Source organism: Flavobacterium sp., from assembly GCF_044369455.1.
Taxonomy (GTDB): domain Bacteria; phylum Bacteroidota; class Bacteroidia; order Flavobacteriales; family Flavobacteriaceae; genus Flavobacterium.
The window spans coordinates 176635-203317 of sequence record NZ_JBIPLW010000002.1; the positions used below are offsets into that span (position 1 = coordinate 176635).

Below are 26683 nucleotides of genomic sequence, written 5' to 3' on the forward strand. Positions count from 1 at the left end.
TTTTCTAATAATAGAAAAAGTCAACATTTCTGCTGACTTGTTATTTATAAAATTTATTCTAACTTTATTCTTTACTTTCCACTTTTGCCCAAGTATCTCTCAGGCCAACGGTTTTGTTAAAAACTAATTTCTGTGCAGAAGAATCTCGGTCAACACAAAAATATCCCAAACGTTGAAATTGGAAACGTTCTCCGTTTTTGGCTGCTGCTAAACTAGGTTCCAAATATCCCGTAATCACTTCCAATGAATTTGCATTGATGTATTCCTTGAAATCAACTTCCTTATCGCCATCCGGATTTTCATGAGTAAACAAACGGTCATAAATACGAATTTCAGCTTCAATCGCATGATTGATAGAAACCCAATGAATGGTTCCCTTCACTTTTCTTTGACTAGCTTCTGTTCCGCTTCCGCTGCGGGAATCTTCATCGTAAGTGCAATGAATTTCGGTGATATTTCCATCAGTATCTTTGATAACACTTTCTCCTTTAATAATATACCCATTTTTCAAACGCACTTCTGTTCCTAAGGTTAATCGGAAAAATTTCTTATTGGCTTCTTCCTGAAAATCTTCTCTTTCAATATACAATTCTTTTGAAAAAGGCACTTTTCTAAATCCTAAGCTTTCGTCTTCCGGACTGTTTTCAGCATCTAAACTTTCTTGTTTTCCTTCTGGATAATTAGTAATAACGAGCTTTACTGGATTCAAAACTGCCATCACACGGGGCGTTGTTTTGTTTAGTTCTTCGCGAACGCAAAACTCTAAAAGCGAAACGTCAATAAGATTTGTTCTTTTTGCAATTCCGATAGTAGTAGCAAAATTCCGGATTGCCATCGGCGGATAACCACGTCTTCGCATTCCCGAAATGGTACTCATTCTTGGATCGTCCCAACCTGTAACGTGTTTTTCTTCAACTAATTGCAGTAATTTTCTTTTAGAAACAACGGTATGCGAAAGATTTCTACGCGCAAACTCTCTTTGCTTTGGACGAACAGGAAGTTGAGAATCTGAAACAAGTTCAGATTGAATCTGGTCTAAAAACCAATCGTATAATTCTCGGTGAGGCAAAAACTCGAGCGTACAAAACGAGTGTGAAATTTGTTCCAAATAATCGCTTTCGCCATGCGCCCAATCATACATTGGATAAATACACCAATCATTTGCTGTTCTGTGATGATGCGCATGCAGAATTCGGTACATAATTGGATCACGCATCAACATATTGTTGGCGCCCATGCTTATTTTGGCACGAAGAATATGGGTTCCGTTTGGAAACTCTCCATTTTTCATTCTTGCAAATAAATCTAAATTTTCTTCAACTGAACGGTTTCTGAAAGGTGAATCTGTTCCAGGTGTTGTTGGCGTTCCTTTTTGAATTGCCATGTCTTCCGAAGATTGACTGTCAACATAAGCTTTTCCTGCTTTAATGAATTCAACAGCCCAATCGTATAATTGCTGGAAATAATCCGAAGCATAACATTCATTACTCCATTGAAAGCCAAGCCATTCGATGTCTCTTTTGATAGCGTCAACATATTCTTGTTCTTCTTTTGCAGGATTCGTGTCATCAAAACGCAAATTTACTGGCGCTTGATAATCAATACCTAATCCAAAGTTTAAACAAATAGCACTAGCATGACCCACATGCAAATAACCGTTAGGTTCTGGCGGAAAACGAAAACGAAGTTTATCTTTCGACAAACCGTTTTTTAAATCTTCTTCTATAATTTGTTCAATGAAATTAAGTGACTTCTCTTCGGTAGACATGGTAATTTTCTATCTTTTGACAAAGATAGAAAATGTTTAAAGTTTAAAGTTTAAAGTTGTTTAAAAAAGATAGAAAACATAGTAACTTTGAACTTTAAACCTGAAACATAAAATATATGGGAACCATAAAACTTCAAAACATCAGAACTTTTTCTTTTCATGGATGCTTAAAAGAAGAGGCATTAATTGGTTCCGATTACCGTGTAGATTTAGAAATCAAAACCGATTTAAGAAAATCTTCAACTACTGATGAACTCAAAGATACGGTTGATTATGTACTTTTAAACAAAATTGTTGTTGAAGAAATGGCTGTTCGTTCCAAGTTATTAGAACACGTGGGACATAGAATTATTTCTAGAATTTTCGGAGAAATTCCTGCTGTGTCTAGAATAGTTTTGGGAGTTTCCAAACTCAATCCGCCTATTGGTGGTGATGTTGAAGCGGTTACGATTGAAATGGAAGAATACAGGAGTTAAATACGATTTACGAAGTTGGAAGTACGAACTAGTTAGAAAACTTTTTAAACTTTAAACTTTAAACTTTAAACTTTTTAGTATATTTGCCGTCCAACTGGCATCGTGGCCGAGTGGCTAGGCACCGGTCTGCAAAACCGTTTACTCCGGTTCGAATCCGGACGATGCCTCAAAAACCTTCAAGGAAACTTGGAGGTTTTTTTGTATCATTCGGAACTTGTTTCAGAATCTAAAAAATTAATTAAAGTTATGTTCGAATCCGTCCCGAAGTTTCGGGAGATGCCTCAAAAGAGTTATTGTAAATAGTAGCTCCTTTTATTTGTCATTGCTTCGCCAGCCTGCCTGTCGGCAGACAGGTTCGAGCAAAGCTCTCGAGCCTGAGGAACGAAGAATCTAAACATTAATTAAAGTTATGTTCGAATCCGTCCCGAAGTTTCGGGAGATGCCTCAAAAGAGTTATTGGAAGTAGTAGCCCATTTTTTAAAGATAAATTTTATTATAAATTAATAAATTTCAATAACTATAGGAAACATTGGATCGGGGTAAGGACCTTTTTCTTCTTTAAAAGTATTTGTTTTAATATCAGAAATAACAATAATATCACCTTTAGATACAATTCTAAATATTTTATTATAGATTCTTTCATCTATTCTATTCCCATTAATTTGCTCAGATTGAACTCCAGGAATTTTAATTTTGAAACCAATAATATTAAACTTTATTAATTTATTATCCTTAAATTCAATTACAGCATTTTTTAACGCTTCTTTTTTAAATTTAATTGGTTTACTTGCGTCTATTCCTTTAATGGTAAGTGTGAAATCACTTTGCCCATAAAATGAAAGTGAAAAAAATAACAAGAAGAATAAAATTATTTTTTTCATAACGCAAGATTATTTTTCATTCTCCAATTTTTCAAAAGCAGAATTCACTATTTTTTGTTCTTTAGGAAACCACGCTTGTGAAAGTAAAAAAACTCCACAAACAATTAGAATAATACTAATAACTTTCTTGATCAAAAGAATGTTTTTTGGATTAAGTTTGTTACGTAATTGTTTGGCTAATAGAATTTTAAAAATGTCAGTTATAAAATAAGTAACTATTAAAGTGGAGAAAAAAGTCATCATTCTGGATGTTTTTAATTCCAGCTGTGGACCTATAGTTAAAAGAATTGCTAACCAAAATCCGAGAACCCCAATATTTATAAAATTCAAGAAAAATCCTTTTACAAACAATGTGAAATAATTATTTTTTGCCAACTCTAATGGATCTTCTTCATCAATTTTTGTTTTTCTAGCTTCTTTTCGATTATTGACAAACGAAATAATTCCGTAAGTAAGCAACACTAATCCACCAAAAATAAATAATGCGGGGTCATCTTTAATACTTTGAATTAAACGATAACTACTAAAAAAAGCGATGGTAATAAATACTATATCTGCTAAAACCACTCCTAAATCAAAAAATATTGCTGCTCTAAATCCTTTGACCACACTAGTTTCTAGTAAGACAAAGAACACTGGCCCAATCATAAAACTTAGAAAAAAACCAAGCGGAATGGCAGATAAAATATCGTTGAGTAATATCATTGTTGAAATTTTGACTATGCAATTTAGAATATAAAATTTACACTTTAAAATAAAAACTATTTTGCTTGTTTAATAGTTCCACCAGCTACAACTTTTTGATTGATTTGTTTTGGTTTCCCGTAAATTGTAATCTCGCCACCAGCTCTCACTTTGGCATCAACTATTTCTGTGGCAAAAACATCCGCTTCTCCACCAGCGTTGCAGGCTATACTGGTTACTTTTGTTTCAAGTTTTTCTGCTTCATAAATTCCACCAGAATTGACTAAAACCTCTTGAATATCAGCATTTCCTTCTAGTAACACCTTTGACCCGTTTGCAGTTCTAACCTTCAATTTTTCAACATCTAAAATCAATTTTACTTCAGAGCCTTCTTTAGCAATAACATCGAATACAACTGAAGTAATTTTATCGCCACAAGCAATTCTAGAACCTTCATTGGCCTCTACTGCAGTTATTTTTTTATAGTAAACCGTTACTGAAATGTTATCTCCATCCAATAACTTTGTAAATGGCATTCTGATTTTTAATTCTCCGTTTTTATTGACTAACTCTACTTCTTCAGCATCTTTTCCATCAAGTTGCACTTTATTTTCATCACTTGGAACAAGAAAAACATCAATGCGATCAAAGGAAGTTACTTTGTTAAAATTGCCCACATTTTTGGTTTCTTGAGTAAAAGCAACTGTACTAAATACTAATAAACTATAAATTATTTTTTTCATAATATCATACTTACTATTATAAACTAAATGCCGAATGTCCAGTGGACATTCTCCTCTTAATATCAAACATTTCTTCTAATAAAATGGAAATCTAATTGTTTCTTAACTAAATCCGCATTTTTTACTTTTACAAAAACTTCGTCTCCCAATTGTAAAATACTTTGAGTTGCCTGACCTACCAAAGCATATTGCTTTTCGTCAAACGTATAATAATCTTCTTTTATTTCACGGATTCGAACCATTCCTTCGCATTTGTTTTCGACAATTTCTACATAAATTCCCCATTCGGTTACACCAGAAATAACTCCAAGAAATTCTTGATCTTTGTGATCTTGCATGTATTTTACCTGCATGTATTTTACCGAATCTCTTTCGGCTTGCGCAGCCAAACCTTCCATATCACTAGAATGAGCACATTTTTCTTCAAAAACATCAGCATCAGCTGATTTCCCTCCATCTAAATAAAATTGCAATAATCGATGCACCATTACATCGGGATAACGTCGAATAGGAGAAGTAAAATGACTGTAATAATCAAATGCTAAACCATAGTGTCCAATATTTTCTGTAGAATATTTAGCTTTACTCATACTTCGGATGGTTAACGTATCTACTAAATTTTGTTCTTTTTTTCCGTTGACATCATTCAGTAATTTATTCAATGATTTTGAAATATCGTATTTCGATTTCATATTGATAGCATAACCAAACTTTGAAATCACCGTTTGTAGATTAATTAACTTATCTTCATTGGGTTCATCGTGAATTCTATATACAAACGTTTTCTTTTGTTTTCCAATAAATTCCGCTACTTTTCTATTGGCTAATAACATAAATTCTTCAATTAAATGATTAGCATCTTTAGATATTTTAAAGAATACACCAACAGGTTCGGCATTTTCATCTAAATTAAATTTTACTTCCACTTTATCAAAAGAAATGGCACCTTCAGCCATTCTTTTTCTACGAAGTATTTTGGCTAATTCATCTTGTTTTAAGGTGGCTGCAACTATTTCGGCTGCAACTTTATATTCCTTTCCAGTTAATGAAATATCGGCTGTAATAATATCACTTTTAGTTTCAATAATACTTTGCGCTTCTTCATAAGAAAAACGTTGGTCCGAATAAATGATGGTTCTTCCAAACCATGAATCTAAAACTTCTGCTTTTTGATTTAATTGAAAAATAGCGGAAAAAGTATATTTTTCCTCATGGGGTCGAAGCGAACAAGCAAAATTTGACAATACTTCGGGTAACATAGGAACCACTCTATCAACTAAATACACAGAAGTCGCACGTTTATAGGCTTCATCATCTAAAATAGTTCCTTCTTTTAAATAATGAGAAACATCAGCAATATGAACACCTATTTCATAATTTCCATTATCTAAAACTTGAAAAGATAAGGCATCATCAAAATCTTTGGCATCTTTTGGATCAATGGTAAACGTAAGTACTTTTCGCATGTCTCTGCGCTTTGAAATTTCATCTTGAGTAATAGAAGTCTCTAGTTTATTAGCATACGCATCTACTTCAATCGGAAAATCATAAGGCAGACCATATTCAGCCAAAATCGCATGAATTTCGGTGTTATGTTCGCCTGGTTTTCCCAATACTTTTATTACAGAGCCAAAAGGAGAATCAGCTTTAGCTGGCCAATCTTCAAGTTTTACTAAAACTACATCTCCATGTTCGGCTTCCCCTAATTTATTTTTTGGAATAAAAATATCGGTATACATTTTAGCATTAGCTGTAGTGACAAATCCAAAATTCTTTTGAATATCAATAACTCCAACAAATTCTATTTTATATCTTTCAATGATTTCAATTACTTCTGCTTCTGGTTTTCTAGAACTTCTACGGTTATACACATAAGCTTTTACTTTATCATTATCTAATGCATGATTTAGATTTATAAAAGGGATAAACACATCATGTTCTAATTCATCACAAACAAAATAACCAGCTTTTCTTGAAGTCATATCAACAACTCCCTCATAGTATTGTTGATTAGAAGCTTTAACTAAATAGGATCCAGGTTCTGATTCGATGATTAGTTTTTGCGCTACTAGGATTTTTAGATCTTTGATAATTTCATTTCTGCTTTTAGTATCGTCTAATTCTAAAATGGCAGCTATTTGTTTGTAATTAAAAGGTTTATTGGCGTTTTTTGAAAGTATTCTAAATATCTTTTCGGAAAAGGTTTTTTCATTTTTTCCGAATTTCTTGTGTTTCTTACTCATTGTAGAATTTAAATTAATGTTGAAAATTACGAAGAAGTATTAAGATTTATAGTATTAAGTATTAAGATTTATGTAAAAGATAACTTTAAGTATAAAAAAAATGTTATCAACACGTATTAAAAACAACAATAAAAAAAAAAATTAAATTTAAATTTATGATGGTTATTATAGCGTGTTCATTTGTACAATAACTTTATTTTGAAAAGCTAGATTTTGTAGTTATCTTTTTTTATCCTTATTTATCAACATCTTTTTACCTAGTTAAAATGTTTATTTTTAACTCTTTTTTAAACTTAATTAACAGCTGTTGACAACTCATAAAAGTTACTTTTTGTAAATAACTTTAATAGGTATTTTTGGTTGAAAAAGTCTGTTTTTATATTGATAACTTTTCTAAAAATATACCAAACTAAATTTGTTTTTATCAACTTACTTTTTGATTACAATTTTAATTTATACAACCTACAAAAACTTCTAAAATTCTATCCAAAGTTGTTAACACTTGATGTTAATTTAAGGTTAACTGATTATCAACGAATTGCAAAACAGTATTAACAATTCATAATTTTAACATTTTTAATATATAAAAACCATTGATTTTTAAATAGTTGTGAATTATTATCAGCGCTTAAAATTTCTTATGTTTTAAATATCAAAGACTTAGAATAAACAAATAATATAACCAATACTTTCCGTAAATTTGCCATATTAATTTCACCCAAAACACCATGAAAATCTCTATTGGAAACGATCACGCAGGACCAGATTACAAGAAAGCCATAGTTGTTTTTTTAGAACAAAAAGGACATGAAATAGTCAATCACGGAACCGATACTTTTGACAGTGTGGATTATCCCGATTTTGGTCATCCAGTTGCACAAGATGTAGAATCGGGGAAAGCTCAATTTGGAATTGTAATTTGTGGTTCCGGAAATGGAATTAATATGACCGTAAACAAACACCAAGGTATTCGTTCCGCTTTGTGTTGGTCTAAAGAAATTGCAGCTTTGGCTCGTCAGCATAACAATGCTAACATTATTAGTATTCCAGCACGATTTACTTCTATTCAGCAAGCTGTTGAAATGGTCGACACTTTTTTAAATACCACTTTTGAAGGCGGAAGACATGCTGGCCGAGTTGATAAAATTGCATGTGCTTAATAAAACAAAAATGTTTACAAACCCAAAAACAGTAAGTGAATACAATAGTTTAAGTAGAAAAGTTGCTTTAATCACTTTTTTACTCGGAAGTTTAATTGTGGCACTCTATTATTTTACTTCTTTTAGCGGGGTTATATACATTAGTCTTTTTTATATGATTTCGTTCTTTATAATTAACACTACTCTTTTTACGATATTAGTATCTTTATTTTTTAAAAACAAAAAAGACAGGAAATCGATTTTTTTATCTCTTTTTTCAATGTTTCTTAATATACCAATTGGCTACTTATATTTACAAATGGGCTTTAAAATTTATGGCCTTTTAACTAATTAAAATGAGTAATATAGATATTCATAAACATGAAGTAAAAGATAAAAATCTAATACTTTCCATTCTGTTAAATTTACTCATTACCATTACACAAGTGGTAGGCGGAATTATTTCGGGAAGTTTAGCCTTGATTTCTGATGCACTTCATAATTTTTCCGATGTTCTTTCTTTGATTTTTAGTTTGGTTGCACATAAACTCTCAAGGAGGAAAGCCTCTATTAACAATACTTTTGGTTATAAAAGAGCGGAACTAATTGCTGCTTTCATTAATGCAATAACCTTGATTGTTGTCGCATTTTTTTTAATTTATGAAGCTTCTATCCGATTATTTCATCCAGAACCTATACAATCTACTTTAGTGATTTGGTTAGCGATATTAGGAATTGTTGTTAACGGCGGATCCGTATTATTGCTTAAAAAAGATTCGGAGCACAACCTTAACATGAAATCGGCCTATTTGCACTTATTAACGGATATGATGGCTTCGGTTGCCGTATTAGTTGGCGGATTGTTGATGAAATTTTACAGTTGGTTTTGGGTAGATAGTGTCATGACTTTGTTAATCGCATTATACCTTATTTATGTAAGCTATGATCTGATAAAATCAGCAACCAAAATGCTAATGCTTTTTACTCCAGACTATATCGATATTAAAGAAATAGTTCGCGAAGTACATAAAATTGAAGGAGTTAGTAAATTACACCATATTCATATTTGGCATTTAAACGATGAAGAATTGCATCTTGAAGCACATCTTGATTGTACTGATGATATAAAAATGAGCGAGTTTAACCTGTTATTAGATAAAATTGAAAACGTTTTGTTTGAGCAATTTCATATCAACCATATCAACATTCAACCCGAATTTAATAAAGAAGACCCAAAAGATTTTATTGTTCAAGATTAATACCTTATCAACATGATTGTTGTTGACCAAAAACACATTCAAAAATTACTAAAAAAAAGAGATTCTGAGGCAACGAAATGGAGTCATGGACGCGTATTAATTTTTGCAGGAAGTAAAGCTAAAATAGGCGCAGCTATTATAGCAACTAAAGCTTGTTTAAGAGCTGGAGCGGGTTTAGTTACTCTAAACATTCCGAAAAAAGAACGAATGGCTATTTTTACTACTATTCCCGAAGCAATGATTGAATTTAGAGAAGAAAAAACCAATTGGGATACGTTTACTGTTTTTGCAATCGGACCTGGCTTTGGTATTGATAAGTTAGCCGGAAGAAAAACAGAATTACTTTTAGATAATGTAAAAATACCCTGTGTTTTTGATGCTGACGCTTTAACTATTTTCTCAAAAAATAAACTACTACTTAATCAACTTCCCGACAAATCAATCTTAACGCCTCATAGTAAAGAGTTTGACAGAGTATTTGGAAATCATTCATTAGAAGACGAACGACGACAAACCGCGATAGAAAAAGCAAAAGAGTTGAACGTAGTACTTGTTTTGAAAGGGCATAAAACGTTCATCACAGACGGAGTTAATAATTTTGAAAACAATACAGGCAATTCAGGTTTGGCAAAAGCCGGTTCAGGTGATGCGTTGACCGGAATTATTACGGCGCTATTAGCGCAAGAATACGAACCCATAAATGCAGCATTGATAGGTGTTTATATTCACGGATTAGCAGCCGATATTACACTAGAAACACAAAGTGTTGAAAGTATGTTGATCACCGATGTAATTGAAAATCTAGGCAAAGCCTTCCAAAAAATTCAAAAGTAGAAAAACTAAATGACGAGCGTACAATTCATTCAAAAGCAAGTAAACACGGTTCCAAAAAATATAGAAGCAACCTTAAAATTGCTTTCCGAAGATTGCACGATTCCCTTTATTTCTCGATACCGAAAAGATCAAACAGGCAATTTAGATGAAGTGGTTATCGAAACAATCGCGAAGCTTTCGAAACAATATGATGAAATCGTAAATCGAAAAGAGTCTGTCTTAAAAACCATTGAAGAACAAGGTCAGCTTTCGCCTGAATTGGCCAAAATAATCAAGGAGAGTTTCGATTTACAAGACATTGAAGACCTGTATTTACCCTATAAAAAGAAGAAAAAAACCAGAGCCGATGTCGCTCGAGAAAACGGTTTAGAACCTTTAGCCAAAATTATTTTTGCACAAGGAAAAGACGACATCGATTTTATTTCCACACAATATCTTAATGACAAAATCAAAAACGAAGACGAGGCATTGCAAGGCGCCAGAGATATTATTGCTGAATGGATTAACGAGAATATTTATATCAGAAAAAATCTTCGTCGACTATTTCAGCGCAAAGCCGTTGTAGAGACAAAGGTTGTAAAATCTAAAAAAGAAGAGGAAGCGGCACAAAAATTTTCTCAATATTTTGATTGGGCAGAACCCATTTCAAAAGCGCCATCTCATCGATTATTAGCCATGCTTAGAGCAGATGCAGAAGGTTTTGTGAAACTAAACGTTGATTTAGAAAAAGAAGAAGCGATTGATTTTATAGAAAAGGAAATTATAAAATCCAATAACAACACAACAGAACATTTAGAACTAGCGATAAAAGACAGTTACAAACGCTTGTTAGAACCAGCCATTTCCAACGAAACCTTACAAGAAGCTAAAGCCAAAGCGGATAGTAAAGCCATCGATGTTTTTGCAGGGAATTTGAGTCAGTTACTACTGGCGCCGCCATTAGGAGAAAAAAGAATTCTTGCAATAGACCCAGGTTTTAAAAGTGGTTGCAAAGTGGTTTGTTTAGATGAAAAAGGCGATTTGTTATACAACGAAACTATTTATCCGCATGCGCCACAAAAAGAAGATGTTATGGCGATGAAAAAAATCCGTTCGATGGTGAATGCCTATACTATCGAAGCCATTTCTATTGGAAACGGAACGGCAAGTCGTGAAACCGAATTTTTTATCAAGAAAATTGCATTCGATAAGCCATTACAGGTTTTTGTGGTTTCAGAAGCTGGCGCATCGGTGTATTCGGCAAGTAAAATTGCACGCGAAGAATTTCCGAGTTTTGATGTAACCGTGCGTGGTTCGGTTTCTATCGGAAGACGATTGTCTGATCCATTGGCCGAATTGGTTAAAATTGATCCAAAATCAATTGGAGTTGGACAGTATCAACATGATGTTGACCAAACAAAACTTAAAGAAGAACTCGATACCGTTGTGGTGCGTTGTGTGAATTCGGTAGGCATCAATATCAACACGGCAAGTAAATCTTTACTAAGTTATGTTTCGGGAATTGGAGTAAAAATGGCCGAAAATATAGTACAATATCGAACCGAAAACGGACCATTTGAAGATAGAAAAGAACTAAAAAAAGTGCCACGATTAGGCGATAAAGCGTATCAACAGGCAGCAGCATTTATCAGAATAAAAGACGGAAAAAACCCGTTAGATAACTCAGCAGTTCACCCCGAAGCGTATCCGATAGTGGAGAAAATGGCGACAGCTTTAGGGTTAAAAACCATTGATTTGATTGCTAATAAGGAAAAGATTTCACAAATAAAACTAGAAAACTATATCACACCAGAAATTGGAATTCTGGGTTTAAAAGATATCGTTAAAGAATTAGAAAAGCCCGGACTTGACCCAAGAAAAGTGGCCAAAGTTTTTGAGTTTGACCCAAATGTTACCTCAATAAAAAATGTGAGAACCGGAATGATTTTACCCGGAATTGTCAACAACATTACGGCCTTTGGTTGCTTTGTTGATATCGGCATTAAAGAAAGCGGATTGGTTCACATATCCCAACTGAAAGCAGGTTTTGTCTCCGATGTGAATGAAGTGGTAAAACTACATCAGCACGTTCAGGTAAAAGTCGTGGAAGTTGATGAGGAGCGGAAGAGAATTCAGTTGACAATGATTTTGTAAAAACCTTTTTTTTCACTCAACTGACGTAATTTAATTTATTTCCGTCTAGTTATTGACGGAAATAAATTAAATTACGTCAAAACTATGACGGAAATCAAAAAATAATTTACCTTTGTGCTGTTTAAAATCTAATTTTTATGGAAATAAATAGAGTAGCACTCGATTTAGTTTTGCAAAAAATACAACCAAATAAAGTAATTGTACTATTGGGCGCAAGGCGTGTAGGTAAGACGGAACTAATTAAGAAACTTATTGAAAAAGTAACAGAAAAAGTACTTTTTTTAAACGGAGATGATATTGAATCACATAATTTATTAGAAGTTCAGAGTACGGCAAATTATAAAAGACTGCTAGGTGACACTAAATTTTTGATAATTGATGAAGCACAAGAAATACCTGCAATTGGGAAAAAACTAAAATTGATGGTCGATACCATCGACGATTTAAAAGTTTTGGTAACTGGCTCTTCGGCATTTGAAATAAATAATCAGTTGGGTGAGCCATTAGTAGGGCGAATGAAAACCATAAATTTATATCCAATTGCACAAATTGAATTTTCTAAAACCGAAAATTTTCTCGAAACCCGAAACAAGCTCGAAGATCGATTAATATTGGGCAGTTATCCCGAATTGAGCCATATTACTAATCGAGAAGATAAAATAAGTTATTTAAAAGAGTTGGTCAACACTCAACTGTTACGAGATATTTTTGTTTTTGAAGGTATTAAAAAAAGAGACAAAATTATTGCTTTACTTCAGATTATTGCTTTTAGAACGGGTAGTGAATTATCACTTGAAAGCTTGGGTCGTGATTTGCAAATCAGTAAAAACACTGTCGAAAAGTATTTGGATTTATTTAGCAAAGTATTTATAATCTATAGTGTATCTGGGTTCAGCAGAAATAGGGATAATGAAATCACTAAAATGAAAAAATGGTACTTTGTGGATAACGGAATTCGAAATGCCATTATTAATTCGTTTAACCCATTAAACAATAGAGAAGATGTTGGCAAGCTTTGGGAAAATTACTTGAATTCAGAGAGAATAAAAAAAATGAGTTACACTCAAAATTATATTCACGACTACTTTTGGCGTACCCATACCAAACAAGAAATAGACCGGATAGAAGAAAAAGGCAATCAGCTATCAGCTTTTGAATATAAATACGGAAAAGTAAAAGCAAAAATTCCAACTGAATTTGCAAAGTCGTATCCAGAAGCCGCTTTTGAAATTATTAATCAGGATAATTATTTAGACTATATACTCTGATTTTGCAGATTCATTGTTCTCCAAAATAGTTAAATTACACCAACACATTAAAGTAAAAGTGTTACAAGTAGACGAAGAACGAAAGCGAATTCAGTTGACGATGGTTTTGTAATATTTCTTACCTTTCTTATTATGTCTAAAGAAATAACTACAAACGATTTTTCACAGCATCTTTTTTGGGATGTGGATTTGAAAGGATTTGACTTAGATAAATACAAAACCTTTTTTATTCAAAGAGTGTTGGAGTATGGAAACATAAAGGATTGGAACTTGATAAAAAAGTTATATGGTATGGAGGCCATAAAAGAAGCGTCGTTGAATGCAAGAAGTTTAGATGCTGTTACGCTTTCTTTCGTTGCAACTATTTTTAATATTGATAAGACAGAATTTAGATGTTACAAACACAGACAGTTGTTCCCGAACTTATGGAACTCTTAAAAAAATTATGTCTGAAAAAACTTTTGAAATAGATGGTATTCGGAAGGTTTCTAAAAAAGATATTGCTGTTATGAAATGGAATGCAATAGCCGGAAAAGGAAGCAAAAAAGATTTTATAGACTTGTACTTTTTGCTCAATGAATTTTCATTGAGAGAAATGATGGATTTTTATTGTTCAAAATATCTTGATGGTTCTGAATTTATGGTTTATAAAAGTCTATCTTATTTTGAAGAAGCCAATCTTCAACCAGAACCAAAAATGGTTAAAGATTTCAATTGGGAAATTTGTAAACAAAAAATCATCGAAGAAGTAATAAAAGTGTAAATAATTCCAGATTTCATTATAACTTCAAAATCCAAGAGCTCATTTTGTCTAAAACTTGCGGTGCAATGGTTTGTTCTATTTGCCCATACTCTTCAACTGAACCCGTTTTTGCTTCTTGAAAAAGATGATTCAGATTAGGAAATTCTACCATGTCAATTTTTTTATTTTTTGCTTTTTCCAATGAAGCTTTGATTCCGGCTAAATTTTCTTTTGAAATTACTTGTAAATCTTTAGAGCCATTTAGCGCTAAAACAGGTATTTTTAGTTTACTCCAATATTCATCAGGATTGATTTTTATAAAATAAGTAAACCAAGGAATGGTTGTTTTTACACTTTCCTGCTCGGCAGTTTTTGCTATTTCTTCCGCAGAAGGTTGTTGTTCTTTGGGTAGTTTTTGCATGTTGGCAATAAATATATTTTTGACTTCGTCTTGTAAATCCGTTCCGTTGTAATTTTTGAGTAAAGCATAGATTTTTCTGTTCGTTGCTTCTCCTAATTTTATTTCTTCTTCGGTGGCACCCGAAACCTTAGCAATGGCATTAGTCTGTAATACCAGAAGTTCATCAATTGGAATTCCGGGACCAGCCATTGAGATGATGAATTTTACTTTTTTATTTTTTGAAGCCACCATTGGCGCAATAATTCCACCTTCGCTATGACCAATTAGACCAATATTTGTAAAGCCTTTTTGGGTTAAAAATTCTACAGCAGCATTGGTGTCTTCAGCAAAATTTTGAGTGGTCATGTTCATAGTAGCGCCATTTGAACTTCCTGTTCCTCTATCATCAACACGCAAAACACCAATACCTTTTTTAGCAAAATCATCGGCAATTACCCAAAATGATTTATGTCCAAATAGTTCAGAATCCCTGTTTTGTTGTCCCGATCCCGAAATTAAAACTACAATAGGATAACTTTTTTGATTTAAGGGTTTTGTTAAGGTTCCGGCTAAAGTGTTTTTGTCAAAAGGATTGGTAAACGTAACGTCTTCTATTTTATAGTTACAAGGAGGTTGCGGCGTTTGAGGTCGTTTTAAAAAAGATTCACCCGTTTTCATTTTAGTCAAAATCAACGGTAAACTCATTTGACCTTGAATAAATGAACCTTCAATTTTGTCATTTTTTAGTGTTCCTTTGTAGGTAATTCCCATTTCATTTGCCTTTATTTCAAGTTCATTTTTTTCAAATGTCGTTGAGGTAACCGGAATATCTTTAGCGCCTTGCATCGGGCTATCCATAGTTGTGATTAATTGACTTCCGTTTTGTTTGATGTTAAAAACCAAAGGAAGTTTCATTCCCGGAACATCTAATTCTCCTTCCCAAGAACCAATAATCTCTTGACTAAAAAGAGCAGAAAGATAGAAAAAGCAAGCAACAGTTAGTAAAGTAGTTTTCATAAGTTTGTGTGTTGATAAAATAAAGCCACTATTGAGTGGCTTTTACATTATTTTTTCCTAGTTCTTCTATGCAAAAGGATGGTTAGAATTACGATGACAGGAATTGCAACGATTAATAAAACTATTATAATTTCAGCAACACTTAATTTGCCCATGACCAAAAAGAACTATTTTGTCTCTTCTTCTTTTTTGGAAGCAGCATTGGCTTCATCTTCACCTTTAGCGGCTTTTTTAAATTCATTAACTCCCGAACCCAAACCTTTCATTAATTCTGGAATTTTTTTTCCTCCAAAAAGTAATAAAACAACCGCTAGAATAACTAGTATTTCAGGCATTCCAATTCTTCCCATAATCTATAATTTTATGCTTTCGCAGATTTTCATTTTAAAAACTTCGTCAAAGGTAAAAAGAAAATAACATTCTTTTGAATTTCATATAATAAATATACGCTAAACATCGTTAGCAGTAAAAAGACTAAGCCAACTTATTTTCTATATTTGTAACGCATTCCAACAAATCATGTCAGAAAAACGACTTAAGCGTAAAATAATCAAGAAAAAACTCTTCACAAAAAACCGCTTGGTTATTTTGAACGAAGATACTTTTGAAGAAATTTTTTCACTTCGATTAACGTTGATGAATGTTTTTGTGGTAGCTACAATTGGAGCATTAGGCATTATTTTTATTACTACTTATATTATTGCTTTTACCCCTTTGCGTGAATTTATACCTGGTTATGCTTCTACACAATTAAAAAAAGATGCTACTGAGTTAGCGCTAAAGTCTGATTCTTTAAGCTTTGCTTTGAAGAAAAATGAAGCGTATATTCAATCGATTAAAAAAGTATTAACAGGTGATTTAGAGTATGCAAAATTTAACAAAGACTCTATTATCGCATCGATTTCTGAACCTGTTTCTGAAGACGAATTAAAACCTACCGCAGCCGATTTAAAATTAAGGGAAGAAGTAGAGCGAGAAGACAAATACAACCTTTTTGAAAAAGCAAAACCAAAAGTGAGCGCCGTTCTTTTTCCGCCTGTAAAAGGAATGATAACCGAAAAATTCAATCCACAAAAAAAACATTACGCCGTAGATATTGCTTTAGCCAAAAACACTCCAATAAAAGCGACCATGAGCGGAAAAGTTATTTTTGCCGATTGGACGCCCAATACCGGAAACGTAGTGATTATTAGACATAATAATGGATTTATTTCTGCTTATAAACACGCAGCTTCACTAACAGTTTCTCAGGGCGATGCGGTTAAAACGGGCGAAGTTATTGCTTTGGCAGGTTCTACCGGTACAGAATCTACTGGCGTTCATTTGCATTTTGAGTTATGGAAAGATGGGTATCCTATAGACCCAAGTATTTTTATTGAATTCGAATAATTATGTCTTTAAAATCAATAGCTGCCAAAATATTTGCTCAAATCATTTACAACAAAACTCAAAAATGGGTTCAAAAGCCCATTGAAACCCAGCAGAAAGTTTTTCAAAATCTTATCGCTTCCGCAGATTTTACGCAGTTTGGAAAAGATCATCATTTTAAAGAAATTAAATCCTTTGAAGACTTTGCCAAGCAAGTTCCGATACGAGATTATGAAGCATTGCGACCTTATATAGATCGAGTTGTGAAAGGTGAAGAAAATATTTTATGGAAAGGAAAACCTATTTATTTTGCCAAAACTTCAGGAACAACTTCGGGCGCTAAATATGTTCCGTTAACCCAAGAATCAATGCCATTTCATATTGAAGCGGCTCGAAATGCTATTTTGTCATACATTCATGAAACAGGAAAAGCAGACTTTGTAGGAGGGAAAATGATATTTCTTCAAGGAAGTCCAATTTTAGAAGAAAAAAACGGTATCAAATTGGGTCGACTCTCAGGAATCGTTGCTCATTTTGTTCCGAAATATTTACAAAAAAACAGAATGCCAAGCTGGGAAACCAATTGTATTGAAGATTGGGAAACCAAAGTGGATGCTATTGTTGAAGAAACCTTTAATGAAAACATGACGGTCATTTCAGGAATTCCGTCTTGGGTTCAGATGTATTTTGAAAAGCTGGAGCAAAAAGGAGGAAAAGCAGTTGGAGACATTTTCAAAAACTTTAATTTGTTTATTTATGGCGGCGTAAACTACGAACCCTATCGTGCCAAATTTGAAAACCTTATCGGACGAAAAGTAGATTCCATCGAATTATTTCCGGCTTCGGAAGGGTTTTTTGCATACCAAGATTCGCAAAAAGATAAAGGAATGTTGTTGCTTTTGAATTCTGGAATTTTTTATGAATTCGTGAAATCGGATGTCTTTTTTACTGAAAACCCCAGAAGATATACGATTGGTGAAGTTGAGTTGAACGTGAATTATGTGTTGATTATTTCAACCAATGCCGGATTGTGGGCATACAATATTGGCGATACTGTTCAATTCACAAGCCTTAAACCATACCGCGTTATAGTTTCGGGTAGAATCAAACATTATATTTCCGCTTTTGGAGAACACGTTATTGGCAAAGAAGTAGAATGTGCGTTGAAAGAAGCCATGGAAGATACTGGTATTAGTGTAAACGAATTTACCGTTGCCCCACAAATTGCTCCAAATTCAGGATTACCCTATCACGAATGGTTTATAGAGTTTGAAAACGAGCCAGAAAACCTGCATTATTTTGCCTTAAAAATTGACAACGCCATGCGCAAACAAAATGTGTATTACGACGATTTGATTGTGGGCAAAGTATTGAAAACATTAGTGATTTCGAAAGTTCCGAAAAATGGATTTCAGGACTATATGAAATCTATTGGGAAATTAGGAGGACAAAATAAAATTCCGAGATTGAGTAACGACAGAACAATTGCTGATTTGTTGAAAAGAACATAGAGAAAAGATGAAAGAAAAAAGAGTGTTGTGGTTGGTGTTGTTAATGATTTCTAATGCGTCGGCTCAAATTAAAGGAATTGTAGTTGATGATTTTAACAAACCGATTTCGTTTGTCAACATTTGGGTTGAAAATGAAAACATCAGCACAAGTTCCGAGGAAAACGGAACATTTTTAATTAATTGTTTACCAAATAAAAACCTAATTTTTTCTGCTTTGGGTTACGAAAAAAGGATAGTAAAAGCATCGGAAGCAGACAACGTTGTTTTGAAAATAATAGCTTTCGAACTGAATGAAATTATTATTGCCAAACGATTTGAAACCAAAGAAATAGAAATCGGTAAAGTAAAAAATGCTAGCTATCAAGCTTTTGAAAACGGACCGCGTATCGACATTAAGTTTTTCCCCTATTTAGCTAAATACAAAAGAACAAGATACATCAAGCAAGTAAACTTTTTTACCGACAGTCAACTTGAGACGTCCAGTTTTAAAATCCATTTTTATTCGGTTAATTTAGATGGTTCTCCGGGAGCGGAATTGCTAAACAAGGACTTTCTGGTTTCGGTAAAAAAAGGGGTTAAAAAGACCTTTTTTAATGTTATAGATTTCAATTTAAAAATGCCAAAAACGGGCATCTTTGTTGGCTTTGAAAAGCTCATAATCGAAAGGAATAAACTAGAAAAAGAAGTTCCAGATTCTAACACAGGAAAAGCAACGATTCAAAAAACATACTTTCCTTACGTGTTGTACAATTTTGTGGAGAGCGCATTTATATATACTTTTTCAGGAGGTAAATGGAATAAACAAACCAAACAAGATAGTAATACTCCATCTGATAAAATGAGTGTGTACGAACCTGCAATAAACTTAATTCTAACCAACTAAATAGATGAGAACACTACTATTTTTATTTTATACTTTTTCTCTTTCAGCTCAAATAAGCGGAACTCTTGTAAATGAGAAAGACGAACCGATTCCATATGTAAACATTTGGGTCCAAGATGAAAATATCGGAACGACTTCTGATGAAAAAGGCATTTTTAAAATCAATACCGATTCCGAAAAAATACTTGTCTTTTCTTCCGTAGGTTTTGAGGTCAAAAAAACCTCAATTAAAGATAATGAAAAAATAATTTTAAAAGAAGCCATTTACAAATTGGATGAGGTGACAGTCACAAAAAGAGAACAGGATAAGGAGATTGAAATTGGCAGTGCAGAAAAGATTCATCATAAGCAGCTTTCGGGAGATAAACCATGGGTTTATGGTAAATTATTTGAATACGATTCGATTTATAAAGCAACACCTTATTTAAAGAAAATAGTTTTTTTTTCAGACAGTGAAAAGAAAGGGGCAAAGTTAAAAATTAGGATATTTGAATTCAATAATTCCATTCCAACAAACGATTTACTGGATGAGGATTTGATTATAACCGTTAAGAAAGGTATGCGTAAAAATGAAATCGACATTTCTAAATATAATCTAAGATTTCCAAAAAACGGGATTGTAATTGGCTTGGAATGGATGATTATTGAGGAGAATAAATATATCTTCGAATATAAAGCCAATCAAACTAAAAAAAAGATTAAAGAGGAATATTATGCTCCGTCACTGATTGTGAATTATTCAAAAGTTGAAAACTCTTTTAATTATTCTGAAGGTAAATGGCATAGAGGCAAAATATTTACAACCGACAAAAATGACAAACCTTGGTATAATAAGGTTATGATGCCTGCAATAAACGTAATTCTAACCAACTAAATGACAAAAACCCTATATTTGCTGGTTAGTTAATAAAATTTAATGAAGGAAATTAAAAACATTTCGCGTTCTCGAGCGCAAGAATCGTCGGCAGCTATCGAACGATTGTACATTACCATGAGGCATTTATTCAATAGAGGTTTCTATAAACCAATGGGTGTTTCAGGAGAAACGTTAAGAGAAGCATTACTTTCTCTTAGACCAGAAATTTATGGAAGTATTGCAGAAGAAAAAGTTGAATTAAACGGGTTATTGTATGTAATAGAAAGGCTTCCGGTAGGCATTGAAGAGTGTCGTTTTATCAATTTAACCTCAGACGAAGGCTATTCAAAATCACACTTTCAAGCGATTGTTCCACCAAAAAGACGACGAAATTGCTACCGAATTGATGACGAGCAAATGAATGTGGAAATTACACGAGGACGTTCAGACATCTATGATATTTTGACCCATTTAACCTTTATTTTTATCGAATCGCACAAAATAAAAAGCAAAGTTTTATTAGACGAAATAGAAATAGAATACACTCGAGATTGGCAAAAACTAGAAGAATCCGTTTTGCAAAACAAAAAAATGTCGCTTAAAGAAAAGGAAATAGCCATTTCACACGCTGCTAATGTTTTGGGAAGAAGTTTTTCAGAAGTGCTAGAAATTTATGATGATTTTAGCACCAAAGAAAAACCAGATCGTTTTTTACATGTTATCTATTGGCTCGGAAAATTAGCTATTGAGGAAGTAATACACAATAATAAAAGGACGATAACCTTCAGTCCAATTTTAAGAGAACGATTAGGCCATCATATTCACGGAGAGATTTGGGCGAACAACATAAAGCAAGCTCTGAAAGCCAATAATCTTATGGAACGACCGATACACATTATTAGTGCAAATATGCACAGTGTGATGAATTCCATTTTTGCAACAACAGTTTTGAAATCTATCCCGAAGTATCGGGACAAAGACAAATCTGATTTCTTTATTTATGAGGAATTAAGTAAGTTAGGCGCTAACGATGTTCGAAATAAAGTAGAAGAAGTGGCGCTAAAGCAAGGAATGATTTCGCTTCCAGATGTTTTTTCTGGAACCAATATAGACGTTCAGTTATTTGATACAGCCAAAATAGATTGGGCAAAATCTAGTTTTCCTAAAGCTAAAGTTGATAAAAAAGCACCCGTACTTATTGTGATGGATTATGCTTTTGGTGAACAAGCATTTGAAACGATAGATGAATTATTAAAACCTTACAAAGAAGGTAATAATAAAACCTTTCTTGATGTTGAATCAGTATCAATAATGGGGAAAGCCGGAATTTTGGAAGGCGGAAAAGGAGACATTATGATTCCATCCGCACATATCAATGAAGGAACAGCCGATAATTATCCATTTGAAAACGAATTGACTACCGAAATGTTTGAAGGAAATGGAATTCAGGTTTTCTCAGGACCAATGGTTACGGTTTTGGGAACATCGCTTCAGAATAAAGATTTATTGAAGTTTTTCCACGAATCAACTTGGGAAGTTATCGGACTGGAAATGGAAGGCGCTTATTATCAAAAAGCCATTCAATCGGCATCCAAAATCAGAAAAAGTATTCCACAAAATGTAAAAGTAAGATACGCGTATTATGCTTCGGACAATCCTTTAGAAACTGGAAGCACCTTGGCATCAGGTGGATTAGGAACGACAGGGGTGAAACCCACGTATTTGATTACTATTAAAATATTAGAACAAATTTTTAACATAAAATAATAAGTTAAATGAGCACAGCACCTCAAAATAATGACAATCAGGAAATTGATTTGTCTCAAATTTCAAAGAATATTGGGAAATTTTTTGAAAATATTTCTACTGTAATTTTCAGAGGATTTTTATTCTTTAGAAGAAATATTCTTTGGGTTGGAATATTATTTCTTCTAGGAATAGGAATAGGAATTTATCTTGATAAAAACACAAAAGTGTATAATAATGAGATAATTGTATGTCCAAATTTTGGCTCAAACGATTATTTGTATGCTAAAATTGAATTAATAAATGCTAAAATTTTAGAAGGAGACACTTTGTTTTTAAAAGAAGTTATAGGAATTAAGCATCCTAAAAAATTCAAATCAATAAATATTACTCCCATTACTGATGTATATAAATTTATTGACAATAAAGAGCAAAACTTTGAAATGATAAAACTACTTGCCGAAGATGGCGATATTAAGAAAATTGTAAACGAAAGCTTGACCAGTAAAAATTATCCATATCATTTAATTTCTTATTCAACATCAAAACTAACTTCTAATGAAGAAACGCTAAAACCGCTTTTGAATTATTTAAACAATTCTGATTATTATAAAGTAATTCAAAAGGAATATGTAAATAACATTAAAATTAAAATAGTACAAAATGATTCTATCATTTCACAAATTGACGGCCTTTTAAATTCATTTAAAGGAAAAGGCAATGGAGATAAGACGGTTTATTACAGTGAAAAATCTCAATTAAGCGATGTAATTAAAACGAAAGATCAATTGGTTTATGAACAAGGAACACACCGATTAGAACTGGTTAATCTTGATAAAATTGTAAAAGAAAACAGTAATACATTAAATATTAGAAACTATAAAAATGCAAACGGAAAAATGAAATTGGTTTTACCCGTTTTGTTTATTTTAATTTTTGTTTTGGTTGCTTTTTTCAAATCGTATTACAGAAAACAAATGGCTAAATTAAATAGTTAATTTATGAAGGGAATTATTTTAGCAGGAGGTTCTGGCACCAGACTACACCCGTTGACATTAGCAGTGAGTAAGCAATTAATGCCTATTTACGACAAACCCATGATTTATTATCCATTATCTACTTTGATGTGGTCTGGTATTAATGAAATTTTAATTATATCAACACCACACGATTTACCCTTGTTCCGACAATTATTGGGCGACGGAAAAAGCTTAGGATGTCGCTTTGAGTATGCCGTTCAAGAACATCCAAATGGTTTGGCCGAAGCTTTTATCATAGGAAAAGAATTCATAGGGAAAGAGAAAGTAGCTTTAGTTCTTGGCGATAATATTTTCTACGGAACAGGTTTGTCTGATTTATTGTTAGCCAATAACAATCCCGATGGCGGAATTATTTATGCTTATCATGTGAATGATCCTGAACGTTATGGCGTTGTCGATTTTGATGCCAATGGAAAAGTACTTTCTATAGAAGAAAAACCAGCAAACCCAAAATCTAATTATGCTGTCCCTGGAGTTTATTTTTATGATAATGATGTGGTCGAAATAGCAGCCAATATTAAACCAAGCCATCGTGGAGAAATTGAAATTACGGATGTTAATAAAGAATATTTAAACCGCGGAAAACTCAAGGTAAGTATTCTTGATAGAGGAACAGCATGGTTTGATACCGGAACTTTTAACTCTTTGATGCAAGCGTCACAATTTGTTCAAGTAATCGAAGAACGACAGGGCTTAAAAATAGGTTCTATTGAAGAAGCGGCTTTCAAAATGGGTTATATTGATGCCGCTCAATTAAAAAAAATTGCCGAACCATTATTAAAAAGTGGTTATGGAAAACATTTAATAAGTTTGCTAGTAGAATAAAGAACAAAAGAAGATGCTATTGTTATTGATTTTGATTTTCGAACTTGATATTGACATTAAAAATGAATTTTATTCCTACTAAACTGGAAGGCTGCTTTATTATTGAGCCAAAAATTATCCTTGATGAAAGAGGCTATTTTATGGAAAGCTTCAACGAGCACACGTTTCAAAAAGGAATAAATCACCAAGTTCACTTTGTTCAGGATAACCAGTCTTTTTCCTCTAAAGGAGTTTTAAGAGGTTTGCATTATCAAACAGGAGAACATGCACAAGCCAAATTAGTAAGAGTATTACAAGGCGAAGTTTTAGATGTTGCGGTTGATATTAGACCTGATTCAGCGACATTTGGACAGTATGAAGCGGTAGTTTTATCAGGCGAAAATCAAAAGCAATTTTTTGTGCCTAGAGGATTTGCTCATGGTTTTTTAGTGTTGAGCGACACCGCAACGTTCTTCTATAAATGTGATAATTTTTATAACAAAGAATCAGAAGGTGGAATTAATTATAATGATAAAACCATCAATATTGATTGGGATTTTCCAACAGAAAACTTCATTATTTCCGAAAAAGATAAAGTCCAACCCAATTTAGAAAATGCCAAAAAAGCATGGTAGTTTTAGTGACAGGAAGTTCAGGACAATTAGGTCAAAGTTTGCAATTTATTGCACTAAATTATCCTACTATTCAATTTGTTTTTTGCGATTCGTCAACTTTAGACATTACCAATTTAAACAATGTAAAACAGAATTTTAATCAATTCAAACCCGATTTCTGCATCAATGCCGCAGCCTACACCGCCGTTGATAAAGCGGAAAGCGAACCCGAAAAGGCACATTTAATTAATGTTATTGGTGCTAAAAATTTAGCCCAAGTTTGCAAAGAACACAACACAGTATTACTTCATATTTCTACCGATTTTGTTTTTGATGGCACTTCGACTGCGCTCAGTGTGACAATCGGTAAAGGATATACTGAAGAAGATATCCCAAACCCAACAGGCGTTTACGGACAAACTAAGTTAGATGGTGAAAAAGCCATTCAAGAAGTTTGGGCAAAACATTTCATCGTCAGAACCTCATGGGTGTATTCCCAATTTGGCAATAATTTCATGAAAACCATGTTGCGATTGGCTTCGGAACGAGATTCGATTTCTGTAGTAAATGATCAAATAGGAACACCCACAAATGCTGTTGATTTAGCAGAATGTCTAATTAAAATCATAATTTTCTCCTCCCTCTCCTTTGGAGTGGGTCGGGGTGAGGCTTTCGGTATTTACAACTTAAGCAACGAAGGCCAATGTTCCTGGTACGATTTTGCCAAAAAAATATTCGAAATCAACAATAAGAAAATCGATTTAAAACCAATTCCAACATCAAGCTTTCCAACACCAGCCAAAAGACCCAAATACAGCGTTTTGGATAAGACCAAAATCAAGAGTACTTTTGGAATTCATATTAAGAGTTGGGAAGAGAGTTTAAAAACCATAGAATTTTCCGTTATAAAAGAAAAAAAACCATAGAATTTTCCGTTACAATAGAAAATTTATTATTTTTGTAAAAAAACAAGATGATTGTTCGACAGATAATAGAAAATATTAGGCGAGAGTTTTTTCAGCAGAAAGCCATAATTTTATTAGGCGCTCGACAAGTTGGAAAAAGCACCTTGTTGAAATCTATTTTTAAAGACCAAGGCAACATATTGTGGTTAGATGCGGAAAACCCTGATGTTCATAGTGTTTTTGAAAACGCTTCAGCAACACGATTGAAAACCTTTTTTGAAAACAATAAATTTGTAGTAATTGACGAAGCTCAAAAAATAGAAAACATAGGCAGTAAGTTAAAATTAATAACCGATTATTTACCCGAAATTCAAGTAATTGCTACAGGTTCGAGCGCATTTGAATTGCGAAACAAATTAAATGAGCCACTCACAGGAAGAAAATTTGAGCATAAACTTTTTCCACTTTCTTTTATGGAAATGAAAGAAGAAATAGGGTTGCTAGAAGAAATTAGAATGTTGCCACACCGAATGGTTTATGGTTATTATCCAGAAGTGGTAACAACAAAAAGCGGTGAAGAAAAGATTCTCCGCCTGCTCTCGGATAGTTATTTATACAAAGACATCTTGTTGTTTAACGGAATAAGAAAACCCGAAAAAATGCAAGAATTACTCAAGGCATTGGCTTGGCAAATAGGTAGCGAAGTGAACTATAACGAATTAGGAAAATTAATAGGATTAAAAAGCGAAACGGTAGAAGAGTATATCCATTTATTAGAGCAATCATTTGTAATTTACAGATTGAATTCGTTTCATTCCAATCAAAGAAAAGAAATTAAAAAAGGCAAAAAAGTATATTTTAACGACTTAGGAATTCGAAATGCAATTATCAACGACTTTTCGCCTTTTGAAACCAGAAGAGACAAAGGAAATTTATTTGAAAATTTTATAATAAATGAATTTATAAAACAAAATGAATACCAAGAAAAGTTTGAAAAAATGTATTTTTGGCGCACACACGAGCAGCAAGAAATAGACTTAATTATAGAAAAAAATGGACAATTAAAAACATTTGAAATAAAATGGAATTCAAAAGCAAAAGCACGATTGAGTCAAACATTTGCAAGACAATATCCAAACCACACTTTCGAAATTATCAATTCAGATAATTTTTTCGATTTTGTTAAATAAAAACGGTAGTATAAATTTACAACCAATACAAATAAAAAGCTTTTCCAACTCCAGCCAAAAGACCAAAATACAGTGTTTTGGATAAAAGTAAAATCAAGAGTACTTTTGGAATTAAAATTAAAAACTGGGACGAATCATTAGTTAACAACAACATTTAATTTATTCATTAGGTTATCAAC

The 26683-nt window shown here is 32.9% G+C and carries 25 protein-coding genes, 1 tRNA gene and 2 pseudogenes; 21 read left to right on the plus strand and 7 right to left on the minus strand.

What is annotated here, in order from left to right; genetic code table 11:
• Positions 1 to 64 precede the first annotated feature (64 nt).
• Complete coding sequence (locus ACIQ2L_RS02905; RefSeq protein WP_396156269.1) at positions 65 to 1768, minus strand: glutamine--tRNA ligase/YqeY domain fusion protein; 1704 nt, start codon at positions 1766 to 1768, stop codon at positions 65 to 67.
• A 116-nt stretch (positions 1769 to 1884) separates the two neighbouring features.
• Between ACIQ2L_RS02905 and folB the strand changes: the two genes are divergently transcribed.
• Both folB and ACIQ2L_RS02915 read left to right on the plus strand, forming a co-directional pair.
• Positions 1885 to 2244 carry a dihydroneopterin aldolase gene (gene folB, locus ACIQ2L_RS02910; RefSeq protein WP_396156271.1) on the plus strand — a complete coding sequence of 120 codons (360 nt, stop codon included), beginning with the start codon at positions 1885 to 1887 and terminating at the stop codon, positions 2242 to 2244.
• A 96-nt stretch (positions 2245 to 2340) separates the two neighbouring features.
• Positions 2341 to 2411: transfer RNA gene (locus ACIQ2L_RS02915), tRNA-Cys, on the plus strand.
• Between the two features lie 333 nt (positions 2412 to 2744).
• Here the strand turns inward: ACIQ2L_RS02915 and ACIQ2L_RS02920 are convergent.
• The 4 genes from ACIQ2L_RS02920 to rnr form a co-directional block, all read right to left on the minus strand.
• Positions 2745 to 3125 (minus strand): GldM family protein, encoded by a 381-nt coding sequence (locus ACIQ2L_RS02920; RefSeq protein WP_396156273.1) that lies wholly within the window; start codon positions 3123 to 3125, stop codon positions 2745 to 2747.
• Positions 3126 to 3134: 9 nt separating this feature from the next.
• Positions 3135 to 3830 carry a LysE family translocator gene (locus tag ACIQ2L_RS02925; RefSeq protein WP_396156275.1) on the minus strand — a complete coding sequence of 232 codons (696 nt, stop codon included), beginning with the start codon at positions 3828 to 3830 and terminating at the stop codon, positions 3135 to 3137.
• 56 nt (positions 3831 to 3886) lie between these two features.
• Positions 3887 to 4552: a head GIN domain-containing protein gene (locus ACIQ2L_RS02930; protein WP_396156277.1), complete on the minus strand. Its 666-nt coding sequence runs from the start codon at positions 4550 to 4552 to the stop codon at positions 3887 to 3889.
• A gap of 62 nt (positions 4553 to 4614) precedes the next feature.
• Complete coding sequence (rnr, locus tag ACIQ2L_RS02935; protein ID WP_396156278.1) at positions 4615 to 6795, minus strand: ribonuclease R; 2181 nt, start codon at positions 6793 to 6795, stop codon at positions 4615 to 4617.
• 728 nt (positions 6796 to 7523) lie between these two features.
• Between rnr and rpiB the strand changes: the two genes are divergently transcribed.
• The 8 genes and pseudogenes from rpiB (at position 7524) to ACIQ2L_RS02975 (ending at position 14191) form a co-directional block, all read left to right on the plus strand.
• Complete coding sequence (gene rpiB / locus ACIQ2L_RS02940; RefSeq protein ID WP_396156280.1) at positions 7524 to 7955, plus strand: ribose 5-phosphate isomerase B; 432 nt, start codon at positions 7524 to 7526, stop codon at positions 7953 to 7955.
• Positions 7956 to 8290: 335 nt separating this feature from the next.
• The gene (locus ACIQ2L_RS02945; protein WP_396156282.1) at positions 8291 to 9193 is read left to right on the plus strand and encodes a cation diffusion facilitator family transporter; all 903 of its coding nucleotides are present in this window, start codon (positions 8291 to 8293) and stop codon (positions 9191 to 9193) included.
• Between the two features lie 12 nt (positions 9194 to 9205).
• A complete protein-coding gene (locus tag ACIQ2L_RS02950; protein ID WP_396156284.1) occupies positions 9206 to 10027 on the plus strand; it encodes an NAD(P)H-hydrate dehydratase in 822 nt (273 codons plus the stop codon).
• Positions 10028 to 10036: 9 nt separating this feature from the next.
• Positions 10037 to 12160, plus strand: coding sequence for a Tex family protein (locus tag ACIQ2L_RS02955; protein WP_396156286.1), 2124 nt, complete (start codon positions 10037 to 10039; stop codon positions 12158 to 12160).
• A gap of 137 nt (positions 12161 to 12297) precedes the next feature.
• Positions 12298 to 13428: an ATP-binding protein gene (locus ACIQ2L_RS02960; protein WP_396156287.1), complete on the plus strand. Its 1131-nt coding sequence runs from the start codon at positions 12298 to 12300 to the stop codon at positions 13426 to 13428.
• A gap of 19 nt (positions 13429 to 13447) precedes the next feature.
• A pseudogene (locus ACIQ2L_RS02965) lies at positions 13448 to 13540 on the plus strand (S1 RNA-binding domain-containing protein); the annotation flags it as partial.
• Between the two features lie 20 nt (positions 13541 to 13560).
• Complete coding sequence (locus ACIQ2L_RS02970; protein WP_396156289.1) at positions 13561 to 13866, plus strand: DUF6922 domain-containing protein; 306 nt, start codon at positions 13561 to 13563, stop codon at positions 13864 to 13866.
• Between the two features lie 7 nt (positions 13867 to 13873).
• Positions 13874 to 14191, plus strand: coding sequence for a hypothetical protein (locus ACIQ2L_RS02975; protein ID WP_396156291.1), 318 nt, complete (start codon positions 13874 to 13876; stop codon positions 14189 to 14191).
• Positions 14192 to 14207: 16 nt separating this feature from the next.
• Here the strand turns inward: ACIQ2L_RS02975 and ACIQ2L_RS02980 are convergent, their stop codons facing one another.
• Positions 14208 to 15587 (minus strand): alpha/beta hydrolase family protein, encoded by a 1380-nt coding sequence (locus ACIQ2L_RS02980; protein ID WP_396156292.1) that lies wholly within the window; start codon positions 15585 to 15587, stop codon positions 14208 to 14210.
• 167 nt (positions 15588 to 15754) lie between these two features.
• Positions 15755 to 15937, minus strand: a complete 183-nt coding sequence (locus ACIQ2L_RS02985) for a twin-arginine translocase TatA/TatE family subunit (protein WP_396156294.1) — start codon at positions 15935 to 15937, stop codon at positions 15755 to 15757.
• A 169-nt stretch (positions 15938 to 16106) separates the two neighbouring features.
• Between ACIQ2L_RS02985 and ACIQ2L_RS02990 the strand changes: the two genes are divergently transcribed.
• The 11 genes and pseudogenes from ACIQ2L_RS02990 to ACIQ2L_RS03040 form a co-directional block, all read left to right on the plus strand.
• Positions 16107 to 16976, plus strand: coding sequence for a M23 family metallopeptidase (locus tag ACIQ2L_RS02990; RefSeq protein WP_396156296.1), 870 nt, complete (start codon positions 16107 to 16109; stop codon positions 16974 to 16976).
• Positions 16977 to 16978: 2 nt separating this feature from the next.
• A complete protein-coding gene (locus ACIQ2L_RS02995) occupies positions 16979 to 18466 on the plus strand; it encodes a GH3 auxin-responsive promoter family protein (RefSeq protein WP_396156298.1) in 1488 nt (495 codons plus the stop codon).
• A 7-nt stretch (positions 18467 to 18473) separates the two neighbouring features.
• The gene (locus ACIQ2L_RS03000; protein ID WP_396156300.1) at positions 18474 to 19349 is read left to right on the plus strand and encodes a carboxypeptidase-like regulatory domain-containing protein; all 876 of its coding nucleotides are present in this window, start codon (positions 18474 to 18476) and stop codon (positions 19347 to 19349) included.
• 4 nt (positions 19350 to 19353) lie between these two features.
• Complete coding sequence (locus ACIQ2L_RS03005; RefSeq protein ID WP_396156302.1) at positions 19354 to 20223, plus strand: carboxypeptidase-like regulatory domain-containing protein; 870 nt, start codon at positions 19354 to 19356, stop codon at positions 20221 to 20223.
• A gap of 42 nt (positions 20224 to 20265) precedes the next feature.
• Positions 20266 to 21972, plus strand: a complete 1707-nt coding sequence (locus ACIQ2L_RS03010) for a DUF6909 family protein (protein ID WP_396156304.1) — start codon at positions 20266 to 20268, stop codon at positions 21970 to 21972.
• Positions 21973 to 21980: 8 nt separating this feature from the next.
• On the plus strand, positions 21981 to 22949 hold the full coding sequence (locus ACIQ2L_RS03015) for a hypothetical protein (RefSeq protein WP_396156305.1): 969 nt from the start codon (positions 21981 to 21983) through the stop codon (positions 22947 to 22949).
• Between the two features lie 3 nt (positions 22950 to 22952).
• Entirely contained in the window at positions 22953 to 23816 is an 864-nt protein-coding gene (rfbA, locus tag ACIQ2L_RS03020; protein ID WP_396156307.1) for a glucose-1-phosphate thymidylyltransferase RfbA, read from the plus strand.
• Between the two features lie 62 nt (positions 23817 to 23878).
• Positions 23879 to 24430, plus strand: a complete 552-nt coding sequence (rfbC, locus tag ACIQ2L_RS03025) for a dTDP-4-dehydrorhamnose 3,5-epimerase (RefSeq protein ID WP_396156309.1) — start codon at positions 23879 to 23881, stop codon at positions 24428 to 24430.
• Positions 24424 to 25335, plus strand: coding sequence for a dTDP-4-dehydrorhamnose reductase (gene rfbD, locus ACIQ2L_RS03030; RefSeq protein WP_396156311.1), 912 nt, complete (start codon positions 24424 to 24426; stop codon positions 25333 to 25335). Before rfbC ends, rfbD begins: the two co-directional genes overlap by 7 nt.
• A 47-nt stretch (positions 25336 to 25382) precedes the next feature.
• Entirely contained in the window at positions 25383 to 26504 is a 1122-nt protein-coding gene (locus ACIQ2L_RS03035; RefSeq protein WP_396156313.1) for an ATP-binding protein, read from the plus strand.
• A gap of 38 nt (positions 26505 to 26542) precedes the next feature.
• A pseudogene (locus ACIQ2L_RS03040) lies at positions 26543 to 26662 on the plus strand (sugar nucleotide-binding protein); the annotation flags it as partial.
• Between the last annotated feature and the right edge of the window lie 21 nt (positions 26663 to 26683).